Annotated in this window: 23 protein-coding genes; 11 read left to right on the top strand and 12 right to left on the bottom strand. The window is 46.7% G+C overall.

From position 1 onward, the window contains the following. Nucleotides 1–300 precede the first annotated feature (300 nt). On the top strand, nucleotides 301–1,116 hold the full coding sequence (locus H8K52_RS16900) for a hypothetical protein (protein ID WP_186924076.1): 816 nt from the start codon (nucleotides 301–303) through the stop codon (nucleotides 1,114–1,116). Between the two features lie 7 nt (nucleotides 1,117–1,123). On the opposite strand, the gene H8K52_RS21370 is transcribed toward H8K52_RS16900, so the two are convergent. The 5 genes from H8K52_RS21370 to H8K52_RS16880 form a co-directional block, all read right to left on the bottom strand. Continuing rightward, entirely contained in the window at nucleotides 1,124–1,975 is an 852-nt protein-coding gene (locus H8K52_RS21370; protein ID WP_246464635.1) for a hypothetical protein, read from the bottom strand. A gap of 78 nt (nucleotides 1,976–2,053) precedes the next feature. Next, nucleotides 2,054–2,668, bottom strand: a complete 615-nt coding sequence (locus H8K52_RS21365) for an HDOD domain-containing protein (RefSeq protein ID WP_343044234.1) — start codon at nucleotides 2,666–2,668, stop codon at nucleotides 2,054–2,056. Between the two features lie 7 nt (nucleotides 2,669–2,675). Continuing rightward, a complete protein-coding gene (locus H8K52_RS16890; RefSeq protein ID WP_186924075.1) occupies nucleotides 2,676–4,310 on the bottom strand; it encodes a tetratricopeptide repeat-containing response regulator in 1,635 nt (544 codons plus the stop codon). A 204-nt stretch (nucleotides 4,311–4,514) separates the two neighbouring features. Then, nucleotides 4,515–4,712, bottom strand: a complete 198-nt coding sequence (locus H8K52_RS16885) for a DUF2905 domain-containing protein (RefSeq protein ID WP_186924074.1) — start codon at nucleotides 4,710–4,712, stop codon at nucleotides 4,515–4,517. Nucleotides 4,713–4,759: 47 nt separating this feature from the next. Next, nucleotides 4,760–5,980: a class I SAM-dependent methyltransferase gene (locus H8K52_RS16880; protein WP_246464634.1), complete on the bottom strand. Its 1,221-nt coding sequence runs from the start codon at nucleotides 5,978–5,980 to the stop codon at nucleotides 4,760–4,762. Between the two features lie 191 nt (nucleotides 5,981–6,171). On the opposite strand from H8K52_RS16880, the gene H8K52_RS16875 reads away from it, so the two are divergent. The 6 genes from H8K52_RS16875 (at nucleotide 6,172) to H8K52_RS16850 (ending at nucleotide 11,075) form a co-directional block, all read left to right on the top strand. Then, on the top strand, nucleotides 6,172–6,972 hold the full coding sequence (locus tag H8K52_RS16875) for an SDR family oxidoreductase (RefSeq protein ID WP_186924073.1): 801 nt from the start codon (nucleotides 6,172–6,174) through the stop codon (nucleotides 6,970–6,972). A gap of 60 nt (nucleotides 6,973–7,032) precedes the next feature. Continuing rightward, on the top strand, nucleotides 7,033–7,431 hold the full coding sequence (locus tag H8K52_RS16870; RefSeq protein ID WP_186924072.1) for a dihydroneopterin aldolase: 399 nt from the start codon (nucleotides 7,033–7,035) through the stop codon (nucleotides 7,429–7,431). Between the two features lie 23 nt (nucleotides 7,432–7,454). After that, nucleotides 7,455–8,384: a tRNA 2-thiocytidine(32) synthetase TtcA gene (ttcA, locus tag H8K52_RS16865; protein WP_425507555.1), complete on the top strand. Its 930-nt coding sequence runs from the start codon at nucleotides 7,455–7,457 to the stop codon at nucleotides 8,382–8,384. A gap of 21 nt (nucleotides 8,385–8,405) precedes the next feature. Beyond that, nucleotides 8,406–9,797: a sensor histidine kinase gene (locus tag H8K52_RS16860; protein ID WP_343044233.1), complete on the top strand. Its 1,392-nt coding sequence runs from the start codon at nucleotides 8,406–8,408 to the stop codon at nucleotides 9,795–9,797. 126 nt (nucleotides 9,798–9,923) lie between these two features. Then, the gene (locus H8K52_RS16855) at nucleotides 9,924–10,475 is read left to right on the top strand and encodes a cob(I)yrinic acid a,c-diamide adenosyltransferase (RefSeq protein ID WP_186924070.1); all 552 of its coding nucleotides are present in this window, start codon (nucleotides 9,924–9,926) and stop codon (nucleotides 10,473–10,475) included. Between the two features lie 69 nt (nucleotides 10,476–10,544). Then, nucleotides 10,545–11,075: a DUF5946 family protein gene (locus H8K52_RS16850; protein ID WP_186924069.1), complete on the top strand. Its 531-nt coding sequence runs from the start codon at nucleotides 10,545–10,547 to the stop codon at nucleotides 11,073–11,075. A gap of 137 nt (nucleotides 11,076–11,212) precedes the next feature. Here the strand turns inward: H8K52_RS16850 and H8K52_RS16845 are convergent, their stop codons facing one another. Together H8K52_RS16845 and H8K52_RS16840 are read right to left on the bottom strand one after the other, a co-directional pair. After that, nucleotides 11,213–12,544, bottom strand: coding sequence for a dipeptidase (locus H8K52_RS16845; protein WP_222613815.1), 1,332 nt, complete (start codon nucleotides 12,542–12,544; stop codon nucleotides 11,213–11,215). Between the two features lie 121 nt (nucleotides 12,545–12,665). After that, nucleotides 12,666–13,337, bottom strand: a complete 672-nt coding sequence (locus tag H8K52_RS16840) for a DUF4272 domain-containing protein (protein ID WP_186924068.1) — start codon at nucleotides 13,335–13,337, stop codon at nucleotides 12,666–12,668. Nucleotides 13,338–13,450: 113 nt separating this feature from the next. On the opposite strand from H8K52_RS16840, the gene glmU reads away from it, so the two are divergent. Further along, on the top strand, nucleotides 13,451–14,818 hold the full coding sequence (gene glmU / locus H8K52_RS16835) for a bifunctional UDP-N-acetylglucosamine diphosphorylase/glucosamine-1-phosphate N-acetyltransferase GlmU (RefSeq protein ID WP_186924067.1): 1,368 nt from the start codon (nucleotides 13,451–13,453) through the stop codon (nucleotides 14,816–14,818). Between the two features lie 1,002 nt (nucleotides 14,819–15,820). Here glmU and H8K52_RS16830 read toward each other — a convergent pair. Then, a complete protein-coding gene (locus H8K52_RS16830) occupies nucleotides 15,821–16,285 on the bottom strand; it encodes an Lrp/AsnC family transcriptional regulator (RefSeq protein ID WP_186924066.1) in 465 nt (154 codons plus the stop codon). A gap of 183 nt (nucleotides 16,286–16,468) precedes the next feature. Between H8K52_RS16830 and glmS the strand changes: the two genes are divergently transcribed. Further along, nucleotides 16,469–18,298: a glutamine--fructose-6-phosphate transaminase (isomerizing) gene (glmS, locus tag H8K52_RS16825; RefSeq protein ID WP_186924065.1), complete on the top strand. Its 1,830-nt coding sequence runs from the start codon at nucleotides 16,469–16,471 to the stop codon at nucleotides 18,296–18,298. Nucleotides 18,299–18,747: 449 nt separating this feature from the next. After that, nucleotides 18,748–18,870 carry a hypothetical protein gene (locus H8K52_RS21640; protein ID WP_281387973.1) on the top strand — a complete coding sequence of 41 codons (123 nt, stop codon included), beginning with the start codon at nucleotides 18,748–18,750 and terminating at the stop codon, nucleotides 18,868–18,870. 130 nt (nucleotides 18,871–19,000) lie between these two features. On the opposite strand, the gene H8K52_RS16820 is transcribed toward H8K52_RS21640, so the two are convergent. The 4 genes from H8K52_RS16820 to H8K52_RS16805 form a co-directional block, all read right to left on the bottom strand. Then, the gene (locus H8K52_RS16820; protein ID WP_186924064.1) at nucleotides 19,001–19,507 is read right to left on the bottom strand and encodes a M15 family metallopeptidase; all 507 of its coding nucleotides are present in this window, start codon (nucleotides 19,505–19,507) and stop codon (nucleotides 19,001–19,003) included. 10 nt (nucleotides 19,508–19,517) lie between these two features. Next, the gene (locus H8K52_RS16815; RefSeq protein WP_186924063.1) at nucleotides 19,518–20,324 is read right to left on the bottom strand and encodes an N-acetylmuramoyl-L-alanine amidase; all 807 of its coding nucleotides are present in this window, start codon (nucleotides 20,322–20,324) and stop codon (nucleotides 19,518–19,520) included. Between the two features lie 24 nt (nucleotides 20,325–20,348). Then, nucleotides 20,349–21,356: an N-acetylglucosamine kinase gene (locus H8K52_RS16810; protein ID WP_246464632.1), complete on the bottom strand. Its 1,008-nt coding sequence runs from the start codon at nucleotides 21,354–21,356 to the stop codon at nucleotides 20,349–20,351. Between the two features lie 100 nt (nucleotides 21,357–21,456). Continuing rightward, nucleotides 21,457–22,371 (bottom strand): ornithine cyclodeaminase family protein, encoded by a 915-nt coding sequence (locus H8K52_RS16805; RefSeq protein WP_186924062.1) that lies wholly within the window; start codon nucleotides 22,369–22,371, stop codon nucleotides 21,457–21,459. Between the two features lie 350 nt (nucleotides 22,372–22,721). Here H8K52_RS16805 and H8K52_RS16800 point away from each other — a divergent pair, with 350 nt between their 5' ends. Beyond that, nucleotides 22,722–23,744 carry a succinylglutamate desuccinylase/aspartoacylase family protein gene (locus tag H8K52_RS16800; RefSeq protein ID WP_186924061.1) on the top strand — a complete coding sequence of 341 codons (1,023 nt, stop codon included), beginning with the start codon at nucleotides 22,722–22,724 and terminating at the stop codon, nucleotides 23,742–23,744. The last annotated feature ends 107 nt before the right edge of the window (nucleotides 23,745–23,851 follow it).

The following is a 23,851-nucleotide window of genomic DNA, read 5'->3' as shown; positions in this document are numbered from 1 at the left end:
ACTTTGCGCCGATGATAGTGCTGCAACCAGTGTGAAAGTAGGTCATCGTCAGGCTTTTATTCCGCATAGCCCCGTATTCTTCGCAGAATACGGGGCTTTTGCTATTCAACATCCCCTTTGTTCCTGTGTCCTGACTTGTCCGTAAAACCTTATTAAAGATGGGTTATTTTTACAAAATCACTGCTTGTTGAGCTAGTAAAGAGTAAACTTTTTTGGAGTTGAAATTCTCCGATTTTACGGTCATTAATCTGATTGTCGATATAGTTGAGCATGATTGGCAACACACTCTGAAAGCCCGCTATGAGCGCATATGTTTTACCAAAAGGCACGGTCGTTAAAGTTGGTGCGATTTCGACGTCGCTTTATTCCTTCTTGAATAACGGAATACCAGAAAATCTACCTAGAGTGGGATTGCAGTCTCAAGTCGAATTGCCTGCGTTCTCTAAGTCAGAGGGAATTTATGTGGGAGAGTTGATGGCATATTTCGCTGCAGCGGCTGAATTTTGTCAATCCACAGCAGAGGTTTTTGCAGCCCATGAGGAATTATTGAGCCAATTTGTGGAGCGCTTACAAAATGTCCGTGATCAAAAGCCTCTGATGGATGGTTTGGAAGCGGTGTCGATGAAGATAGGGTTACCAATTGTATTGGAAATCGTATTGGACGAAGACTGTGAAGTCCTTGCGGACGGGCATTTTGAGAACCTTGAACAAAGCGAAAAATCATGGAAACATTGGCGTAGTGTGATGCTGAAACGTGCTGGTGGAATTCCGGCTGCATGGATTAAGAAATTTTATTTCCCACGCCTTCTAGATTATCGAGATCTCAGTAGTAATAAAACACCTAGAATGCTAGAGCAAACGATTGATTGCGCCTTGATGGTCGGTGGTTTGATGCAAGCATGGCACAAAGATTCGCCAGCAGATTTGCTGATGGCCTTCAGAAGGCAGTATGGGAATATCAATTTCTCTCAAGGCTTAGCATTTGAAACTAACTCGTTGGAACGCTTCTTTAATTTTAATAGCATGCTCGATCCTGCTACCCGTTTATTGAACCAAATGACGATTTGGCAGGATATTGACGCATTGGCGAAGAAGCAGGGAATCCCTTTACAGTAATGTAGGTTTAATGCTTTATCATCGCGCTCATCAGTTGCCCTTTGAGCGTCTTGATTAGTGCAGTTTCATCTGCAGGAACACCTTCTTCTGCTGTTAAAGCGCGGTCGGCATAAAATAGACCCAAGGCTTTATTCTCTATGACTAAGGGCAAGACAATAAAGCTGCGGGTGTCAGGCAGTAAGCGCTTGTGCCAGGCAGGTAGGATTGCTTGAATTTTAGGATTTAATGCGTCTGAGATCATTAGATCGACGTTGTTATTCATGGCAAGGTGAAAAATCGAGTTTTCTCCTGACGCTGGAAAATGAAAATCCTTTTGCCGCTCCATATATTTTTCACCTACCGAAATACGCGCTGAGTATTTCGCTAGTTGTAAGTCGCGCAGGCAAGCGGTGGCAAAACGAAAACCCATCGCACCATAAAGTGTTTCTAACACCAACAGTACTAAGTCATTGAGTTTCAATTGTTTTGATGCCAGCATCTGGGTAGCATCTTGAACGCCTGCCAGCAATAAGTCACGGGCATTACTCGGCTTGCCGCTGGGATGGCGGCTCATTGATTGCAATTGTTGTGTGTCAAATGCTGGCAACATAAACTCATTGCACAAGTCGTTATCGTTTAATGCATTAGCAGGTGGTAATTCAGTCAGGTTTGCGAGCGGAACTTCCAAGGTAATTGCTAGTTGTCGAGCTTCTTTGTCGACACTTTTGAGAATCTCTTCGAATTGTTCTGCGTTAAGTTCCAAGGCATTGCCAAAGCGTTGGATTAAAGGCAGGCATCGTTCTGTTAAGGACGATTTATTACCCTCACCTTGCACCAATACCAAGGCTAAAGATTCGCTAAAACTAGCCACTTGTTTCATCCACTCAGTCCCTAGCGACGTTTTTTTCTGATCGCCATGAATTGGCTGCAAAGCATGAATGATACTATCCGGAATCTTCTAGTCTTGTAATACGCTTTCGCCAAAACGTTCGAAACTCGTTCCAAGCAGGCCACTGCATATTTCACTGGCATGTTGTGGGTCGAGTAGGGTGTTGCTTTGAATTTTCTCGTACAGAATATGATCAAATGATGCGACCAAAATTCGGCCTATGTTTTTAAATAAGGCGGCTACCACCGCTTCTTCACCCTTGGGATGATGACTGCGTTTGGCGATTTCACGAGCGGTCACGCTTGCACAAAGTGCTTGTACTAGTTCTTTCCGTACCGAATGGGCTTGTCGTTTATCATTAAAGCCATCCACCAATAAGCTGGCCATCGCGCTGGCTTTTATCGTGTCAAAGCCCAATAAAAAGATCGCCCGTGAAATAGTGGTGACCGAAACGCCACCCAATGTTCGGTAGGCTATGGTGTTGGATAGGCGTAAGATTTTTTGGGTAAGTGCGACATCTGACAGGATGAAATGGGCTAACTCGGAAACCGAATCCTCACCTGATGAGGTGATTTGCACCACCTTGCTAATCGCCACACCCAGTGTCGGGAGTGATTTATCCCTGCGCACTTTTTCTAAGAGTTGTTCGCGCGGTGTGGCTGCGGAATAGGTTGTCGAGATCACTGGGAAGTCAACTCATTTTTGCGCGCACAGCATCAATGCCGAATCGCTTTTGTAAGTCCTCATGTAGGCCTCGAATGGCTTTCAGTCGATTGTTCATCGGATCTAGACGGGCGGCAGATTCAATCAACTGTTTAGCGAGACTGCCGGTAGCCGGATCCCATCCCAAGTTCTCTATACATTTGAGCGCTGCCAATGCTGCATTCAGCACAACTTGTGGATTATCCGGAGATTTTTTCGCTGCACTAGACATCAAGTCGACGGAGCCACGGAAGTCGCCTTCTTTGGCTTTTTGTACACCCAATGCGACCAGATCTTTAACTTCTTTTTGACTGCGTTGGGCAAGTTCTTTACCTAGATGTCCTTTGCCCGCAACTTCGAAAATGCCCATCGCTTTGCTCACCATATTTTGATTTGGCGCGTTACGCATGACTTCCATGATGACTTCGGAGGCGGCATCTTCTTTGTTGTTTTCTAGGCAGCTTTTCGCCAAGCCGAGTTTGAGATTATTGGACAGTCCTATATCTTCCCGGTTGGCTAACACAGCAGCTTCGAGTTCTTCCGTTAGTTTTGCTGTATCGCCAGTGGAGGCATGGATCATTGCCGCTGAAATGGCACGGCAGGCCTCTGTTTTCTTCACGCCTGTCATGCTTTTTTCCAAATCACGAATGACTGATTTGGCTTGATTGTGATCCCCTTTTTTAACCAGGGCATTGACCAAGTTAACATGATCCTCAGGATCGCGAAATTCTGAGTATTTGGCTTTGCTGACAACTTTTTTGAGTACGCTTTCTGCTGTCTCAATATCGCCCGTTTCTAATGCTAGAGAACCCAATTTTCGTAGGCGTCTGACGGCATGAGGTGAGATCGTCACTGCTGTGTCCAGCACCGACTTTGCTTGCGGTAATTCCCCGATCGCTTCGTGAGTTTTGGATAGCCAGTCATAGGCATCCATGTATTTATTATTTTCGGCAACTAAGTTGGTGAGAATACTTTCTGCCTCTTGATAACGACCTTGCATGAAAAGTGTTTTCGCTAAACCTAAACGTGCCCAAGCAACGGCCTTCATTTCAAACAACTGGACATAAAGTTGTTCTGCTTCGCTGGCTTCACCTAGGGTGACATGCAATTCGGCGCGCAGGCGCATGAAGTCAACCGCATATTTAGGGTAATTTTTTTCGCCTTCCAGACAGGCATCGATAGACTCGCGTACAAAGCCTTGCTCCATCAAGTTATAGACTTCGATAAAAGCTTTACGTTTTTCAATCGCCTTTAAGACTCGTTCAAGCAGCATATCGGCGGTAAACGGTTTGAGTAAATAATCCGATGGCGCCAACTCTGCGGCACTGACAACTTTTGCATAGGCGCGCTCTGCCGTCACCATGATAAAAATTGTGGAAAGCGGGGTTAATTTGTGATGACGTACATCTTCCAGTAATTGCTGCCCATCTTGGCCAACGCCCAAATCGTATTCGCAAAGTACCAAGTCAAAAATTTTATTTTGAATCGTGCGTACAGCCGTGCCTGCTGTAAGTGCATGCTCAATTTTGGTGATGCCGCACAAGTTCAGCATATTATGCAGACTGACTCGCATGCCTGAATGCGGCTCCACCAACAGTGCACGTATTTCACCTAAATTGCTCATGAAAGCCTTTTCTGAACTTGGGTCGTTTGCATTGATCTTTTATTTATTGGCAAATCTAAGGAAAAGAAATAAATGTGACTACCACCTAATTGTTGACGACCAACCTATGCTAAAACTTTAACCGATTACCTCTTCACAATGTAGCTGCATAGCAATTTTCTTCAAGACTCTAGACGCAACGTCGCTGGAATGCCACGCTATGTTTCATTTGAGAAATTTTGCGACTAACAGTATCGCGAGCGAAAGTAAAACGGTTGAGGCAAATGGAATAGTGAAGATTTTGCCAAATAGTTTAAAACGTAAATCTCCAGGCAATTTACCTATTCCTAATTTTTGTAACCAAGGCAATAGATTAGCAAATACCACTAATCCGATAAATATGACCACTACCCAACGTATCATCTGTCTTCCTTGTAAGTTTTCAATATGCTTGGCCTGTTTTGACTGACCTACAGCCGATAGCTGCGATCATGGTGCAGGAGTTGTTCGGTAAGTTTTCCTGTTAGCTCAGGGGCGGCTCCCAGTATTAATACTTTAAATAATTCTCCCATCTCTGCCGGTGAAACCATTTTTTGCACAGCATTGCTGGCGGGTAAATAGTCCCGACTATCCTCTACCGCAATTCTGGAAAGGACATCAGTGATTCCTGCACCTAATAAAAATCCTGCTTGACTGGTGTAGCTTAGTAAGTGCAAGCCAGCCTCGACGCCAGCGATTGCCATTGCTGTGAAATCGACATGGGCAGTGATATCTTGCAAACCTGGCAGATAAAATGGGTCTGGATGCGCATGATGCCGATAGTGGCACATCAATGTACCTTTGTCGCGTTGCGGTAAATAATACTCATGCGCTGGGAAGCCATAATCGAGCCAGATTGCAACACCTGCATGACCAGAATCAGCTTTTCCTGCCAATAACATCGCGGCAATACTATGCATAAAACCGATTGCTACTGGATGGACTTCACTGATGTAGCCGATTGCTAGTTCTGATGCGTCTGGGATTTGGGCAGCTAAGTTGATCGCATTGTCTGCCGTTGCGTCCATTTTGACTAGCTGAAAATCTTGTGCTTCTGACTGCTTGGTCGCGACGCCTAAGCGAGTCCAGCCTTCTTCAGACTTTACTGCAAGCTCAATTGGCATGGCATCGAGGACTTCATTTCCGAGGACAACCCCAGAAAATGCATCTGGCATTTCCGATAACCACACCACTTGTGGAAAATCTTTTAATCGTTGTTCTTGTCGCGCTCTCAGTTCGCCGGACAATTCCACGATAAAATAGCGCGTGATTGGAATATTCGAAAACTGGCACTCTGACAAAATATCAAAAGCCAACTTACCCGAGCCAGCGCCGAACTCCATGATTTCTGTTGTTGTTTGTTCGAATAGCTGTTGAGCCACCTGAGCCAATGTCGCACCAAAGAGGGAACTCATCTCGGGCGCCGTAGTGAAATCGCCGTCAGCACCTAGCTTAGCGGAGCCGCCGCTGTAGTAACCCAGACCCGGTGTGTAAAGGGCCATTTCCATATAGCGTGAAAACGGAATGACACCAGCATTGGCGGCAATCTCAGTGTGTATCAAAGTTTGGAGTTGTTGCGACACCTGCAGTGCATCTTGAGATGGTACAGGCAATGTCAATTGGTGATGGGGTGTAGGATTAAGTTTTTGCATACCAGCATTGTATTAAAAAGCAGTGCGAATCCCACTAATAAGTGAAAACATTTTCGCTTATTGCGGTATCAAACAAGTTGAGAAATCCTGATATGGTGCTTGAGCTCGTAGGAATTTCGAATTATTAGTGTTATCCGTGCTGTTAAAGGCATTATGTAATCGCATTGAGTTATCTAGAAAGAACGAAGACTATGAGTCTGGAACACATTTCATCGACCCCGGTAGCATTGGTCACCGGTGCCGCAAAACGTATTGGACGTCAAATTGCCTTGACTCTGGCGCAGCGCGGTTGGGATATTGTTGTGCATTATGGAAAGTCTGCACAGGAAGCCGTGGACGTCGTGGCAGAGATTGAACAATTGGGAAGGCGTGCATTCGCCGTGCAGGCGAATTTGGGTGATCCAGAACAAGTTAAAGCAATAATACCAAAAGCACTAGCGGTATTTGGCAGGCTCGACTGTGTGGTGAATAATGCTTCACTTTTTGAAGAAGATAGTATCGATAATTTTTCACAGGCCTGCCTAGACAAGCACATGCATGCCAATGTCATGGCGCCGTTAATGTTGGCGCAAGCTCTATATGCTGCGGTACCTGACGATGCGCCCGCCGGTATCGCATCGGTGATTAATATTTTGGATCAAAAATTATTTAATTTAAATCCTGATTACATCTCCTACACCTTATCGAAAGCAGCTTTAGAGACGGCCACGACGATGTTAGCGCAAGCCTTGGCGCCTAAGGTCAGGGTCGTGGGGATCGCCCCTGGTTTGTCGATGATGTCAGGAGACCAGAGTGCCAATGATTTTCAAGCGGCGCATAAAGTGACGCCACTAGGACGTTCTAGCACACCAGAAGACATCGCCGAAGCGGTATGTTATGTAGCGACCGCCAAGGCAATTACTGGCACGACCATCTTAGTGGATGGCGGACAGCATCTAGTCCCGACTCAGCGCGACGTGATGTTTTTGGCGACAGCCAAAGCAAATTCTTGATGTTGCGTTAGACGCGGCATTTTATTTATTTCTATTGATTAGTTTTTTAAGCGAGCATCTATGTTATCCATTCTTCACCACCCGCAACTCACCGATTGTCGTCGTTTGTTCTTACGCAACTACGAAATCTCAATCAACATCGGCGTACATGAGTTTGAAAAAAAGGGTGAACAACGTGTGATGATCAATGTCGATCTTTACATTCCATTGTCCTTATCGACACCAAAAGACGATCAGCTTGATGAGGTCGTGGATTACGATTTTATGCGCGGCACAATTGCTGCCCGAGTTGCGCAAGGTCATGTACATTTGCAAGAAACCTTGTGCGATGACGTTGCCAAAATTATGTTGGCGCATCCACGGGTACGCGCCGTGCGAGTCTCAACCATGAAGCCAGATGTCTATCCAGACTGTGAAGGTGTTGGGGTCGAAGTGTTTCAAATTAAATCGGAAGCGTGAGTCGACATATGCAAGTCATCTCTATGCCAATGCCTACTACGAATGCGCAAACAGCTTCGACCAGATCGCCTGAAAAGATCGCTTACGAAAATAATAAATTGCATAAGCGTTTGTGTCGTCTAGTCGGCCAAGCGATTGGCGACTTTAATATGATTGAAGACGGCGATAAAGTCATGGTGTGTTTATCGGGAGGGAAGGACAGCTACGCTCTGCTCGATATTCTGATGACGTTACGGGAACGTGCACCGATTAACTTTGACATCGTGGCAGTTAATCTCGATCAAAAACAGCCCGGTTTTCCTGAAGATATTTTGCCAGCTTATTTAGATAAATTAGGCATTCCCTATCACATTGAAAATCAAGATACTTACAGCATCGTCAAACGTCTGGTGCCTGAAGGTAAAACGACTTGTTCATTATGTTCACGTCTGCGTCGCGGTATTTTGTATCGTGTTGCCGATGAGTTAGGTGCGACTAAAATCGCCTTAGGCCACCATCGTGACGACATCATGGAAACCTTCTTTCTGAATATGTTCTTTGGCGGTAAGCTAAAAGGCATGCCTGCCAAATTGCAATCAGATGATGGTCGTCATATTGTGATTCGCCCTTTGGCCTATGTGAAGGAGATAGATACCGAACGTTATGCGGCAGTCAAACAGTTTCCTATCATCCCTTGCAATCTTTGCGGGTCTCAAGAGAATTTGCAGCGTAAGCACATCAAGCAATTGATGCGCGATTGGGATAAGCAGCATCCAGGTCGCGTCGATAATATTTTCTCCGCCTTATCAACGGTAGTCCCATCACATTTGATGGACAAAGACTTGTTCAATTTCCGCGACTTGGCTTTGACTGGTGAGACGATGCCAAACGGTGATATCGCATTCGATGAAGAACCATGCGCAACGCCAACTACGACGATGATCAATCTGAATCTGATTGAGGATGCCGATTGATTTTGAAGATGATTGACTATCGTGCATAAGGCAAACCAAGCTGGGCAAAACCCTAAGCGCAAACGTGCTCGCCGGATGTCTTTGGCAGCACGTTTTTCCTTATTGCTGATTGGTATATTAAGTGCGGCTTTAGCTTGTGTGATGACTGCGGCTCACTTTTTCCCACACGATAATTTGTTGATTGCCGCGACTTGTTTGTTGGTATTTATACCGATCTCAATTGCTCTGGTTAGAGCACAGTTGCGACCTATTTTAGAATTATTTCGTGCAATGAGTGGCACTGTGTTGAGCTATCAGGATCGAGATTTTTCATTCGGTTTACATTGGCGACGCAATGACGAATTAGCTGATTTGGTCGATGCTCATAACGAGTTGGGGCAGGTTTTGCGCGAGCAGCGTTTGGATTTGGTGCAGCGTGAATTACTGCTCGATAGTATGCTGCAAAATACACCGGTTGCGATGTTGTTAGTTGGTATGCGCGGCCACATTGTATTTGGGAATATCACGGCGAGGCAGTTACTCAATCATGGTCGTAAATTAGAAGGTCATAGCTTAGAAGAGGTATTGCAACAAGTTTCACAATCCTTGCGTGAAGCGATGGCACAAGGCGGTGATGGCTTGTTTACCGTGAGTGCAGATACGGTAAGGAAAGATGCCGTTGCTTCTGCCGAGGAGAGTGATGAAGATGAAATTTATCATCTGTCGCGTCGGCATTTTATTTTGAATGGCGCTGAACACGAGTTATTTTTGATCCGTCATTTAACGGTGGAATTGCGTCGGCAGGAAGTACAAACCTGGAAAAAAGTGATACGCGTAATTAGTCACGAATTAAATAATTCTTTGGCGCCTGTCGCGTCCTTAGCAAATTCCGCAGGTGCATTGATCAGTCGTGGTCAATATGAGCGATTACCAGAAATCATGAAAACGATTGAAGAGCGCGCCCAGCATCTGGAGAGCTTTATTCACGGCTATGCGAGATTCGCCAAACTCCCGACGCCCCGTTTAGAATCGACTAGCTGGCAACACTTTATCGAACGCTTGCAATCACAAATTCACTTTCAAGTGCATGGTCATTTGCCTGAAGATATTGCTCAATTCGATCTGGCACAAATGGAGCAGGCATTGCTGAATTTATTAAAAAATGCGCTGGAGTCTGGTTCTTCAATAGATGGCGTTTCGCTCGAAGTAAAGCCTATCGTTGAAGGCGTGCGTATCGAAGTTGCTGATCGTGGTACCGGCATGAGCGATGCGGTCATGTCAAACGCCTTGGTTCCATTTTATTCAACGAAGCGACATGGCACTGGATTGGGACTCGCACTAACACGCGAAATTATCGAAGCCCATGGCGGTCGCATCAGTCTGAATAATCGTGAAGGCGGTGGTTTGATCGTTAGTCTGATTTTGCCGACCTAGTTCAGCTGAGGTAATTCGGCTGAGGTAATTCGGCTGAGGTAAATCCCTGCATTCGAAATGGGCATACGCGCATCCGCAATAAATTCGCGTATCCTTTCGGCTTGATTAAATTTCTGAGACATTATTATGGGTAACAGACTTTCAAAAATCGCCACTCGTACGGGTGATGAGGGCACCACCGGCTTAGGTGACGGAACGCGAATTGATAAAGATGCCTTGCGTGTACACGCGATGGGGGATGTCGATGAACTCAATTCGCATATCGGTGCCTTGATTTGCGAGGATATTCCGGAAGCACTGAAGCACGAGCTGTTTTCAATTCAACATGATCTGTTTGATATGGGCGGTGAGTTGTGTATTCCTGGTTACACCATGATCACTGAGGCGCAGGTGTTGCGACTCGATGCATTGCTTGCCAAATACAATGCTGATTTGCCACCGTTAAAGGATTTCATCTTGCCAGGCGGTTCACGCGCAGCATCGATGGCGCATGTCTGTCGCACCGTTTGCCGTCGTGCCGAACGAGCAATCGTTAGTGTTGGCAAAGCAGAACAAATCAATGAGGCACCACGCCAGTATATGAACAGATTGTCAGATTTGTTATTCGTTTTGTCGCGCGTACTCAATCGTTTTGCGGGCGGTAGTGATGTATTGTGGGAAAAAGAACGACAACGCTAGTTTAATTTTGCTGCCTGTTTTATGATGAATATGAAGTCTCAATGTGCGTTATAGCAATGGAGGTTGATTATGCCAAAATGGTTAGAGCAGGCAGCAAAGAATGATTTAGAGATACTCGAAGATGGCCAATGCCAACTTTGTGGATCCGATACCTTTCATGGCATCACCGAATGCGTCGCTACTGCGAGCAAAATTACGCACAAGATCAGTCAGGAAAAAGGCATTGAACACATGACGCTTTTTCTCTGTGTTGATGCGCATGCCTTGCAACATACTTTAATTCATGGTCGCTGGAATAATCATTTTCATCTGGCACGTTTGCATTTAATCTTAGTCGATGAAATTGAATGGGATTTTGAATTGTCTCCCCTACTTCAGGAAGTGCTGGACGCGTATAAAATTTCGCATCCAGATGAAAAAATTATTCAACAAGATCCGAATCATCGACCGACTATTACTGTGATTGATGTTGATGCCAGTCACGATGAAGAGGAATACATCGATCTGGTGTGGCGTTGGGCGGAAGAAGTTTACGACTCTTTCTCTGGTAGTCACGCAATAGCCCGAAGGCTGGCAGATTTGTTCAAACAACAGCTGTGAGTGTGCAGTCGTTTGTGAGGCAATAGTAAGCTGTCGATCGCCATTGCGCCAGAGCTGCTGGCGTTTCGAATGCAAAGTAAAACGCAGACCAAGAATGATGTTCTGGTCTGCGTTTGCTTTTTTGCGCTAGCTTAATGTTATTTCTGAATTTCTTTCGCTACTTTCTCAACATCTGCCATCACGCGCAGTAAGTTGCCACTCCATAGTTTGGCAATCTGCGCTTCGGTATAGCCGCGACGGACTAACTCTAGTGTGACGTTAAACGTCTCGCCTGCATGATTCCAGCCATCGATACCGCCACCACCATCAAAGTCTGAAGAAATGCCAACATGATCGATGCCGATTTTTTTGACGGCATAATCAATATGGTCGACTAAGTCCTTTACGGTAGCTCGGCTCGGTGGCGGGAATTTAGCGTCGACTTCCGCCAAGCGTTTAATGAGTGTCTCTCTTTGCTCTTCACTGATGCCGCCGACAGGGCCGCGCTTGACTGCTTGTGTGGAGACATTGTTGGGGAGCTGGTATTCGTCGCGCAGTGTTTTTAAGGCTGCACGTCTTTCAGCGGAATCAGTTTTTAAATAAGCACTGAAGCCAACGATTTGAATTACGCCGTTGTTTGCTTTTAATGCCAATAATTGTTCGTCATCCATATTGCGACTGACATCGCACAAGGCACGTACGGACGAGTGTGAGGCGATGATAGGTGCTTTGGTGATCGCCAAGGTTTGCATCATCGATTCTTTGGATGGATGTGAGACATCGACCATGATGCCCCACTTGTTCATTTCTGCAATGACCTGCTTGCCAAGTGGCGATAAGCCATTCCATTTCCAACCGATTTGCTCGCCGGTATTGGAGTCAGACAGTTGGCTATGGCCTTGGTGTGCCAAAGACATGTAGCGAGCGCCACGGTCATAAAATTGTTTGACGCGCTTAATCGCCACCTTGTCGTCGCCAAGTGGATAGGCATTTTCAACGCCAATGAGTGCGACTTTTTTGCCTTTGGCATAAATTCGATTGACGTCTGCAACGCTGCGAGCAAATTCAATTTGATTCGGTGCCAGCACGGTGGTCATGCGATGGATGCCTTCGAACATATTCACGGCATTGTCGTAGGCGCGTTTATAGCCCGCTGCTTCGAACGCATCGGGTTCGGTCGATTGTCCGGTGTACACAATAAAGAATGAGGCATCTAAACCACCCGCGATCATCTTGGGCAGCGTGACTTGATTTTCTAAATCCTGTGAATAATTGCGTGAGTAAGCAAAATTATTAATGTCGATATCATCGTGCGTGTCGAGGGTTAGCACTCGTTGATGAATACCTTTTGCCTTGGCAATCAAAGCTTGTTCGGCAGAGACTTTTTGGGTAGATGGTGTCGCGTAGCTGATAGCTGTGCCGGAAGCGCTGACGAAGAGTGCTGCGATGATCACAGCCATCGGTAGTTTGGTGCGGGTGCGTAGTCTCATGTTATTCCTTTTCGTATGAATAATTGCCGGTTGATTGTTGCTATTTTTTTTGCTACTCGTCGTGATTCTTAGTCAGATTGTCAGACCATGATGTTTAATCAAGGTTCCCGTCGATACCTGATTACGCCGTGGTTTCGGTGCTAACTTGGTCCCAATTATTCTCGTCATCATAGCGACACATCCAATTCACGGCTTGGTGCCATTCCCGCACCATGACTGCATCGATGTTCCCGGGGCTAGGTTTGTGATTGAGTGCCGCGTGCCTTACTGCCCAATGTAAGCGATATAGTAGATCTGACCAGTCCATAATGACGTCTTTGCGGCGCACTTTTAGAGCAGCTAAGTGAATTGCCATGTTGCTGTCACTTTGATTTGGCTGATCCAGAGCGGGAAAGTGCTGCAAGATTTTGTCATGGTCAATCGGTTTATTGCCAAGATCGATCTTGTCTAACAGGCTCGCGCACCAAGCAAGGAAGTGAAATGCATGTTGTCGGTCTTGGAAGCTTTGCACTTGTTCCTCCGTCACCACATCTTGTTGCAGGAAGTTTGCCTCGTTTTTTGACAGTACTGGCAATAAGTTTTGAGTCTTGAGATAGAGATACATGACCTGGCGATTGTCATTGATGGCTGCCTGGCTCACAGCCCAAAGGGCGAGTAGCCGATGTTTTAGCTGTTCAGCATCACGGATTTGAATTTCTTCATCGGCTTCGATCACGTGTAGTTGTACATTAATGCGTATGCCGCGTTTGTGTAGTTGAAGCTCGGAAGCTTCTTTGCGCAGTTCTGGTGTCATGCTATGGCGTTCTGATCAAATGAATGCTTGATTATGACACTGTCGTTCGCATGCTCCAAGACGTATGCGCATGCTAAACTTGTTGTTTCCCCATTCTTATTTTAAAAAATCATATGAACGTCGTCATTCTCGCTGCCGGCATGGGCAAACGCATGCAATCAAATTTACCGAAAGTTTTGCATGCGATTGCAGGCAAGCCTATGTTGCAGCATGTGATCAGTACCGCTCGTCAATTACATAGCCATCATGCGGCGAAGATCTGTGTTATTTATGGACATGGCGGGGAACAGGTTCCTAGTGCAGTTGCTGCGGCAGACATTTGTTTCGCCAAACAAGAGCCGCAGCTCGGTACAGGGCACGCGGTAGCACAAGCTATCCCGCATTTAGATGATGCCGTACCGACTTTGATTTTATATGGTGATGTACCGTTGACGCGTGCCAGTAGTTTGCAGCGGCTGGTGGAAGCTGCTGGAGAAAATAAACTGGCTATTTTGACGGCGCACATGGACAACCCCACAGGCTTAGGACGCATCATTCGTGAAGACGGAAAAATCCGCCGGATCGTAGAACAAAAAGATGCGAATGAGGCAGAACGCGCAGTGACAGAAATCAATACCGGCATCATGATCGCACCGACAATCGCCTTAAAAACATGGTTAGGAAAACTGTCGAATCATAACGCGCAAGCGGAATACTATTTGACCGACATTGTCGCCAGTGCAGTAGCGGACGGTGTAGAAGTCACTTCCGCACAACCCGACGCAATCTGGGAAACCATGGGCGTCAATAGCAAAGTACAGTTGGCCGAGCTAGAGCGGCTGCATCAAACAAATATCGCGATGACCTTGCTGGAGCAGGGCGTGACATTGCTCGATCCCGCACGTCTGGATGTGCGTGGTAGTTTGCAATGTGGGCGCGATGTCAGTATTGATGTGGGTTGTGTGTTTGAGGGTGATGTTGAACTCGCTGATGGCGTCAAGATCGCAGCACATTGTTTCATTAAAAATGCCAAGATTGGTCAGGAGGCTGAGATCAAGCCTTTTTGCCATATAGAAAATGCTGTGGTTGGCGCGAAAGGGCAGATCGGTCCTTACGCGCGTTTGCGTCCGGGCGCCGAATTGGCGGAAGACGTTCATATTGGTAATTTTGTCGAAGTCAAAAACAGCCAAATTGCAGCGCATAGCAAAGCGAATCATTTAGCGTATATCGGTGACGCGACGGTGGGTAGTCGTGTCAATATTGGTGCGGGTACGATTACCTGTAACTACGATGGGGTGAATAAATTCCGTACCATCATTGAGGACGACGCCTTCATCGGCAGTGACAGTCAGTTGATCGCGCCAGTGCGGGTCGGTAAAGGGGCAACGCTAGGTGCGGGAACGACATTGTCAAAAGATGCGCCTGAAGGGAAATTAACGGTCTCGCGTGCCAAGCAAATGACGATCGAAGGTTGGCAGCGGCCACAAAAATTGAAGAAATAAATTGGGAAAACAGTGGAGTGGATGTTTGGCAGTCAAACGAAAACGTCTGCTCCAAAAACAAAACAGGGGGAAGAATTTCCCCCTAGACAGACGCCCTTCATGTGCCCCGAAATAATGGGGGCGATTTTCATCAGCATGCATGAATAAGGCGTCTTTTTTTACTACCGACTTACTACTCATTAGCGATCCAACCTGGGTTTCAACTCAGCTAATGATGTCATCTACTGCTATACGACTTAGTGCCTAAACTACCGACACATGTTACAAATGTTTTTGTTGCCTTTTTCGTTGCCTTAATGGCTTACGACGACTTGTGACGATGACTTACTAATTACGTCTAATATTTGATGCTTTACAAGCGTCAAAATTAGTTTGTCGTGTTATCGAGCAAGTAGGTGGAGAATGCAGCAACTACAGCGATCATTGTTACTACCAGTTGGATTTCTACGAATGCGTTCAACATAATATTTCCTTATTTAGTGATTAAGATTGGTGATTAAATTTGTCGTTTCTTTGCGTTTTTTCTTGCATCGTTGCGACAGGCAGAATCATAGCAAGGCGATAAATATAAATATAATTTTGATTAGTAATGTCAATCATTCATAAATTGTATATCTTGTCATCGTCAAGAAATATTTGCATAAAATGACGATGAAATTTGGAATTTTGTCTCTGTTTTAATACGAAAAATTATCTTTTATTCTCTTTTTTTATGAGCGAAATCGACAGTTTGCGATGTTTTCTAGATCTTTTACTATCCAATTGTTATTGGCGAGCTATTTTTTCACGTGGATTGCGGGCGTCATCTTTTTTTAACGTGTAAGTTATTCGTCTCGATGATGTGGTAAGCCGATGTGATGCTATCGGCACCTTGATAGGCCAAGCTTATTTTTTTTTCGACGTAATATTTTTGAGCGAGTTGATGCATACCAATTGCTAAAGTGTTTGGATGCTCTTGTAAATAATTTACATTGATTGCGATCACTTGTATCGCGTTTTTGTCTACGCAATCACGATTTGCGTTTCAAATTTACTGCGCGTAATGGAAAAAAAACTGCGTACATTGCGCACATTTGCCTGCGTTGCAAACAGGCGATGGGCTAAAGCATGATAGGCCGTCATATCGGCCACTTGGATCACCAGTACAAAATCTGGCCCGGGTGAAACTCGATAGCACTGCTGCACTGCGGCCTCGTTGGCGACCAGATTTTCAAAATGGATTTGGTATTCCGTTGCTTGATGATCAAGCGTGATTTCGACAATCGCCGTGAGACCAGCACCGACTTTGTCCGGCGATAAGATGGCGACTTGCTTATTAATCACACCTTCTTTGCGCAGACGACTGACGCGGCGTAAGCATGTGGGTGGCGATGCGTGGACGCGCTGCGCCAGTTCGTGGTTGCTAAGTGAGGCGTCGACTTGCAATACCTGCAAGATGCGCTTATCTAATTCATCTAGTATTGTCATTTGAGTAAATTTATATGATTAAATATTTCACACTGTGACTATTGATGAAATAAATAGGCATTGAAGTGATCTGTTGAATTATTAAATCATTGATTGATAAATTTTGGAAGAAAATTTCATCTGGTCTATATTAGGATGCGAATCATCAGTCAGGTTTGACTCATTCTTTCAGCGGAGGTCTCTATGTGTGGCATCGTCGGCGCAGTAGCACAACGCAATATCACTCCTATCTTGTTAGAAGGCCTTAAGCGCCTCGAATACCGCGGCTACGATTCCTGCGGCGTGGCATTGCATGTGGATGGCAAATTGCAGCGCTCACGCAGCACTTCACGTGTGGCTGAACTGCAAGCGCAGGTTGAGCAAACTGGTTTGGCAGGATTCACAGGCATTGCGCACACACGCTGGGCGACTCACGGTGCGCCTTCCTCTGCGAATGCGCATCCGCACTTTTCTCGCAATGGCGACAACGCCCGCATCGCACTCGTGCATAACGGCATTATCGAAAACCACGAAGAGCTACGCGCAGAACTCACGCAAGCGGGCTATGTATTCGAGAGTCAAACCGACACGGAAGTCATCGCCCACCTAGTCGATCATTTGTACAGCGGCGATTTATTTGAAACCGTACAACAAGCGGTCAAGCGTTTAACTGGCGCGTATGCAATTGCCGTATTTTGTCGTGATGAACCACACCGCGTAGTTGGTGCGCGCCAAGGCTCACCATTAATCGTCGGCGTTGGTAAAGGCGAAAATTTCTTGGCATCCGATGCCATGGCATTGGCAGGCACCACCGATCAAATCATTTATTTGGAAGAGGGCGACGTCGTCGATTTGCAATTACAACGCGTGTGGATCGCCGATGTGAATGGCAAACAAGTAGAGCGTGAAGTGCGCACAGTGCACGCCCATACGGGTGCGGCAGAGCTAGGGCCGTATCGTCACTACATGCAAAAAGAAATCTTCGAACAAGCACGCGCATTAGGCGATACTTTAGAAGGCATCACCAACATCATGCCTGAGTTGTTTGGTGATAAAGCCTACCGCGTGTTTCAAGAGATCGACAATGTCCTCATCCTCGCTTGCGGTACCAGTTATTACGCAGGCATGACAGCAAAGTATTGGATAGAATCCATCGCCAAAATTCCAGTCAACGTAGAAATCGCGAGTGAATATCGCTATCGCGACAGCGTGCCAAATCCAAAGAGTTTGGTCGTCACCATTTCACAAAGTGGCGAAACGGCAGATACTTTGGCAGCACTCAAACACGCACGCGAACTCGGCATGCCGCACAGCCTGACAATCTGCAATGTCTCGACCAGCGCCATGGTACGCGAGTGCGAGCTTGCCTACATCACACGCGCAGGCGTTGAGGTTGGCGTGGCATCGACCAAAGCATTCACCACACAACTCGCAGCCTTGTTTTTATTGGCGCTGACACTAGCACAAAGCAAAGGTCGTTTGAGTGAAACGCAAGAGCAAGATCACATCAAAGCACTACGCCATTTACCAGTTGCGATCACCGCAGTCCTCGCATTGGAACCACAAATCATCGCCTGGGCAGACGAATTCGCACGCAAAGAAAATGCCTTATTCCTAGGCCGCGGTTTGCATTACCCGATCGCACTCGAAGGCGCATTAAAACTCAAAGAGATTTCTTATATCCACGCTGAAGCCTACCCAGCAGGCGAACTCAAACACGGCCCACTAGCCTTAGTGACTAAAGACATGCCAGTAGTCACCGTCGCACCAAATGACACGCTAATTGAAAAACTCAAATCGAATATGCAAGAAGTCCGCGCCCGTGGCGGTGAACTTTACGTCTTCGCCGACGCCGACTCACGCATTACCCCAAGCGAAGGCGTACACGTGATTCGCCTGCCAGAACACTACGGCATGTTGTCACCGATTTTGCATACTGTGCCTTTGCAATTGCTCGCGTATCACACTGCGTTAGCGCGTGGGACAGATGTAGACAAGCCTCGTAACCTCGCAAAGAGCGTCACAGTCGAATAGGCGCGGTTCGTTCAAAAACAAGTATTCTTTGCAATTAATGTCGTGAACTAGATATTAGAGTCGTAAACTTAAAAAGTAGATTTCAAAACCCAAATTTGAGATATTCAAATTTGGGCTTTTTTGCATAAATTTGAGTCTTCCAATTCGTTGATTTTCTCGAAAATTCTTGTAAAGTGATTGAGGTCAATTCACTAAATTCACCGCGATGTGGTTCTAACTGATGACTGACTTATTGTAAGATAAGAGACAGGTCATGCCGCTATTTAAGTCCGACATATCAACTTTGTGACTATTCTGGATTTTCCCTAATTCAGTCGGTAAGTGGTAGGCCAACGACTTGCAATAGCAAAACTACTTTCGTCCACAGAGAAACGGACCGTGTCTGGTTAGTAGATTGCATTGTCATCCGAGGGAATGCTCAACGCGGTGATTTAATCCAAATCAGATTTGTGCGTTTCCTCTACCTCTTCTTTCAGCGCTCGGTTAAAAAACGGGAAATTCCAGCAGACAATGCCATTCTTGATCAGCTGGGCTATGTCGCGCTTTGGGAAGATTTGGAAGCAGAAATTTAATGGAAGAAAAAGAATATTTAAAAAAGAAAACTTCTCTTTTTTATGCAAAATTCGATATTAAGCCCTTGAAGCATGGATCTGGATCATGAAGAAAACAGCTTACTGTAGCGGGCTGAATAGTCATCCTACTTCAAGGCCTAAAACACCAATGCCAAGGTTCATATTGGAATCCAAAAGGATTCTCTCTCGGATAGGACATAGAGAAACCAAATTGTGCCGCATGCTTTGTGAGCCAATCAAAGGTCGGTGTAAGCTCAAAGCGAATTTCTAAATGTGGATCGTCAATCGAGGCAATGTCAATCGCGCGTCCTGTGTGGTGCTCACTATAGCCGGGTGGTGCGCAGACTTCGAGTATGGCGTTGATCTCACATCCCTCAGTGATCTTGTCACGAATGATGCTTGCCTGTCTTTCGACACTGCGAAAGGCAGAAATCATCACTAGGTCTATGCCGTCTATCGATGCTTGGTGTTTCATGGCATGCCAAGCCTGGGCGGTCGCTGGTGTCAACAAAAATGTTCGACCATCTTGCTGCGTTTCTGCCACGATCAAGTCGCTTTCCTCAGCATGCAGCGGTAAGCCACGTCGCTGTATGAGTTCCTCAGCGATTCCTAGTTCTTCTAAAATTATCAAGCTCATATTGTCACGCTTATGGAAGTTTTTTCTTGCTCGTGATGACTTCTAACAAGGCGGCAGATTCTGCATCTGGTATGCCGTCAAATGTGTGTTGTCGGTAGCGGCATTGAAAAGCGATTAAGACGTTTTTGCTCTCTTGATCCCAAATGCCAGTTTTGGGTGTCGCATAGCCAATCTCAGCTAATTTTGTTTGAAACCAAACAGCATCGGGCAAGGCTTGTTGAAAGATCAGTAATTGAGCTGCTACCGCGTCCGCGTTTGGCCACTCGATCAAACCCGCGTCTGCAAGTTGTTTCCAAGGGAAGAGCGGTCCCGGATCTGGCTTGCGTTGGGGCGCTATTTCTCCATGTCCCAAGATGTTTTCTGGTTTGATGCCATGCCGTGCCACGATGTCCTTGATGAGGGTAATCACCGTATCAATTTGTTGTTGCGGAAAGGCTTGGTATTGCCGTCCCGTCGGCGTCTCTACATATCCCAAATTAACGATCTCTATGCCTATCGAACTGGCATTGAGTTGCGCGTGTGTTTTCCAACTACTGACACCCGCGTGGAGTGCCATGCGCGATTCATCGACTAATCGGTAGACCGTGTTGGGTTGGTCGTCGCCCACCAAATAGTGACTACTGACAGCTTGTTCTGTTAGCACGTGCAAGGAACGCGCTTGATCTAAAGCGGTGTAGTGCAATATTAAAAACCGGGCGCGACTCGCCTGGCTTTTCGCCGTGATCGAGGTATTGAGCTGATCCATCGTAAAAGGTCGCGTTGTTGAACACGCGCTGAGTAGACCTAAGCTAAGGAATAAGACTAGTAGAGATTTCATGTCGATGGTCGATTCTATGAGTATTTATGTGCGATTGATTTGTTCGGTGCGAACAGCGATGCGTTCAGGACCTTGTGGGATGCGCGATGCTGCGATGCGGGCCGCACTGTGATGACCGAGATTTTCGCAGAGTCGGAGGTCGCTGGTATCGTGCAGGTGCTTTTTCATCGTTTCGGCAATAATCGGATGTAGTTCTTGTACACGCCCTGACAAGGCGATGGGCTTTTGGCCAAACCGGTGACACAAGGCACGTGCCAAACGCGCCAATTCGATACCCGCATTTTCTAAAATGGTGTAAGCAGTTCTATCCATGTCGGCGGTTGTGCCAAGTGCTAAAGCCAATTTACCCACTTCGCCGCGCGATCGTTGATAAATAAATTCGCGCGTATGCTTCCACTCCTCGCCACCAATTAGGGCAAACATTGCTGTCGCCATGGGAGATGAGCGCCATGCGCCAGGGTGAAAATCCTCTTCTCGCCAAATGCGCTTGAGTGCTTCGCGGGCGATCCAATACCCGCTGCCAGCATCGTCCAACACATAGCCATGACCGCCTGCACGATGAAAATTGCCTGCCTGATCGATGAAGGCCGCAATCGATCCCGTCCCAGCATAAACAAGGTAACCTTCGCCCGGTTGAAAGGTATCGAGGTAAGCAATTTCAATATCGTTACTGATGTGGATAGCGTTCTCAGGTAGCGCAAAGAGTGAACTCAACATCTGCTTTGCTGCGGTCGCATCACCACTATAGCCAGTCAGTCCTGCTTGTAGTGAGAAAATCTCGTGGCGCAGATCTGTCGCACGTTGTAATTGTTGGGCAATTGAAGAAAACAAAGCTTGTAGTGCCACCTGCCCAGCCAGATTGCCTAGTTGCAAAGCGGTCGCGCCATCGACTGCACCTTCCGACAAAATAGTGCCAGCTTCATCCGCTAAGGCCCAACGGGTTTGCGTGCCGCCCATGTCTATCCCCAAACCAGTCGCGCTGATCGCTTGTGGGCGATGCTGTCCTGGCATGGTGCTTGTGGTCGATTCCATAAATACGATAGCTTCCTAGAAAACAATGTCGAAGTTGAATACTTAGCGTTTGATCGTTTGAGGCGAGTCAAATCGAAACGAACGTATTGCACACAAAATTTCACCCAATTTTATCAACTATCAATTTGGCAATCGCGATATCTTCAAGACCAATGCCGACCGATTTGTAAATCACGATGTCATGGTCATTGCGAACCTCGTTGGCTGCTAGTACGTGACCTAGTTCCACGACTTTATCGTCTTCGATAATACCGGCGGCGGCTCGCACAAACTCGCCCGCTTCGGCCTTTGCCGCAGGCAACCATTCCACCACAATGCGGGCGGCGCGAGACAATAAAGTATCGTCGATTTCTCTCGCGATGGGTTTACTGGAGCCGACCGCTGCTATAAAGCAGCCTGCTTTGACTAAGTTCCCATCGAACAAACTCTCATTAGATCGGGTGCAAGTAACAATGGCGTCTGCAGTCGATGCTGCGGTCATGGCATCAACCACCGCGGTTGGTATTTTGTACTTGGCGGTAATGTCGGTTGCGAACTGCTGGGCGTTGCTACGCGCACAAACCAAAACTTGGGTGAAGGGATGCACCAATAGCAAGGCTTCGATATGGGCCTGTGCTTGCACACCGCTACCAAAAATTGCCAGAACACGGGCATCTTTTCTCACTAACTTTTCAGCTGCAAGCGCAGTGGCTGCTGCTGTGCGCAATCTGGTGAGTTGATTCGCTTGCATCGTCGCCAATAAAGAGCCAGTTGTTGCTGAAAATAGGACGATCACAAAATTGAATTGGCCATTGACGGTCGAGTACACCTTGGTACCGACTACATCCGTTCCAGGCAAGGCGGCCCCCATCGCACTGATGGTGCTTGCGCGGCCTTCAAACTCTGCGGTGGCGCGTCCTCTAGCTAAGACGGCACCAGCGCCATTGCCAAATTGAATGAACGCCTGACGTAGCGCATCAATTGCCTCGCGCATAGTCAAGACTTGAGCGACCTGTTGGTCGGTAATCATGTGCATAATAAAGTATCCAAAACGAGCTAAAGACATTGACTGACTACATTGCCGATGTTTCTGCATCTAGGGAAATGAGTAAGACACTTGTAAAGTTAGAAGCAAACCTCAGGTGAGATGCGTTTAGTCTAAGTGTGAAGAGCTTTGCGTAACAATGAAAAGAAGCGTTAGTGCCATAACCTTAATGTATGGATAGCCGAGGAAAAGTGACTCGCGGAACCTGCTTTTTTCTGGGAAAATGCTTGCTACATATCAACAATATCTACCAGAGGTTTAGGTGCGTCGATCAGCAATAGATTGAGCGCGATGCGAGCAGCGCTTGTGAGGATTGCGTGCCAAATTTCAGAGAGAGCTTTATGACATCAACACAACCAGCGGCAGGCGGCGAGTTAAGCCCATCCTTGCATTTTCAAAGTCACAATTTCACTTCACCACAAGCTGGGGTGCGGATGTTGATCACCGGCGCAGTGCATGGTAATGAGATTTGTGGCACCGAAGCGATACGGAGAGTGATGGCGCAAATCGAATCTGGGGAAATTTTACTTCAGCGTGGCAGCGTGACGTTTGTGCCAGTGGCGAATCCGCTTGCCTATCAGCGTCAGCAGCGTGAGGGCGATCGCAACTTAAACCGGCGCTTACGTCCGACATCGACGCCGCAAGAATTTGAAGATCATGTCGCCAATTGGCTATGCCCTTTGATGCAGCAACATGAAGTCCTGTTGGATTTGCATTCGTTTCGCGGTGAAGGGCAGGCCTTTGTTATGGTCGGCCCTGAAAATAATCAAGGTGAAATTGAAGCCTTTAGTTTCTCCGCGCAAGAAGAAAAATTAGCACAAGCTTTGGGCGTACAGCGTTTTGTTGATGGTTGGTTGACGACGTATGCGAAAGGCGTAGCGCGGCGGCGTGATCAAATCACTGTTGAAGATGGCGATCCGAGTTGCGCCATTGATGCCGCATTTGGTATGGGGACCACCGAGTATATGCGCAGCGTTGGCGGCTACGCACTCACCTTAGAATGTGGCCAACATCAAGACCCAAAGTCGAAGGAGATTGCTTATCAGGCCATCATCAACGCGATGGCTTGCTTGCAATTGATCGCTGCGCCGATGAATGAAGTACCGACAGGTGAAGCACCTGGTGACATGGAGACTTTACGGATCTATGAAGTCGTCGATAAACAGCATGACGATGATCGCTTTGTCCGCGCTTGGGCGAGTTTTGATACGCTCAAACAAGGTGACGTTATCGGGGTACGTGACGACGGGACTGAAATACGAGCCGAGATGGATGCCAGAATTATTTTCCCCGACGCCAATGCTAAAAAAAATGAAGAATGGTTTTACTTGGCAAAATCCAGTCAACGCTTGCAGAGGGGGTAGTCGGTAGCTGGTGCCTGAGTCATACCTTGATGTTATGGCGACTATGATTATTTTCATTTGTCGGGCATATCCACCGCCTTTATCCTGCTTTTGAATTTTTCAATCTA

Source organism: Affinundibacterium seohonense (assembly GCF_014284305.1).
Taxonomy (GTDB): Bacteria; Pseudomonadota; Gammaproteobacteria; order Burkholderiales; family Burkholderiaceae_D; genus Undibacterium; species Undibacterium seohonense.
Note: the sequence above shows the minus strand (reverse complement) of the source record. Positions and strands in the feature narration are given on the sequence as shown.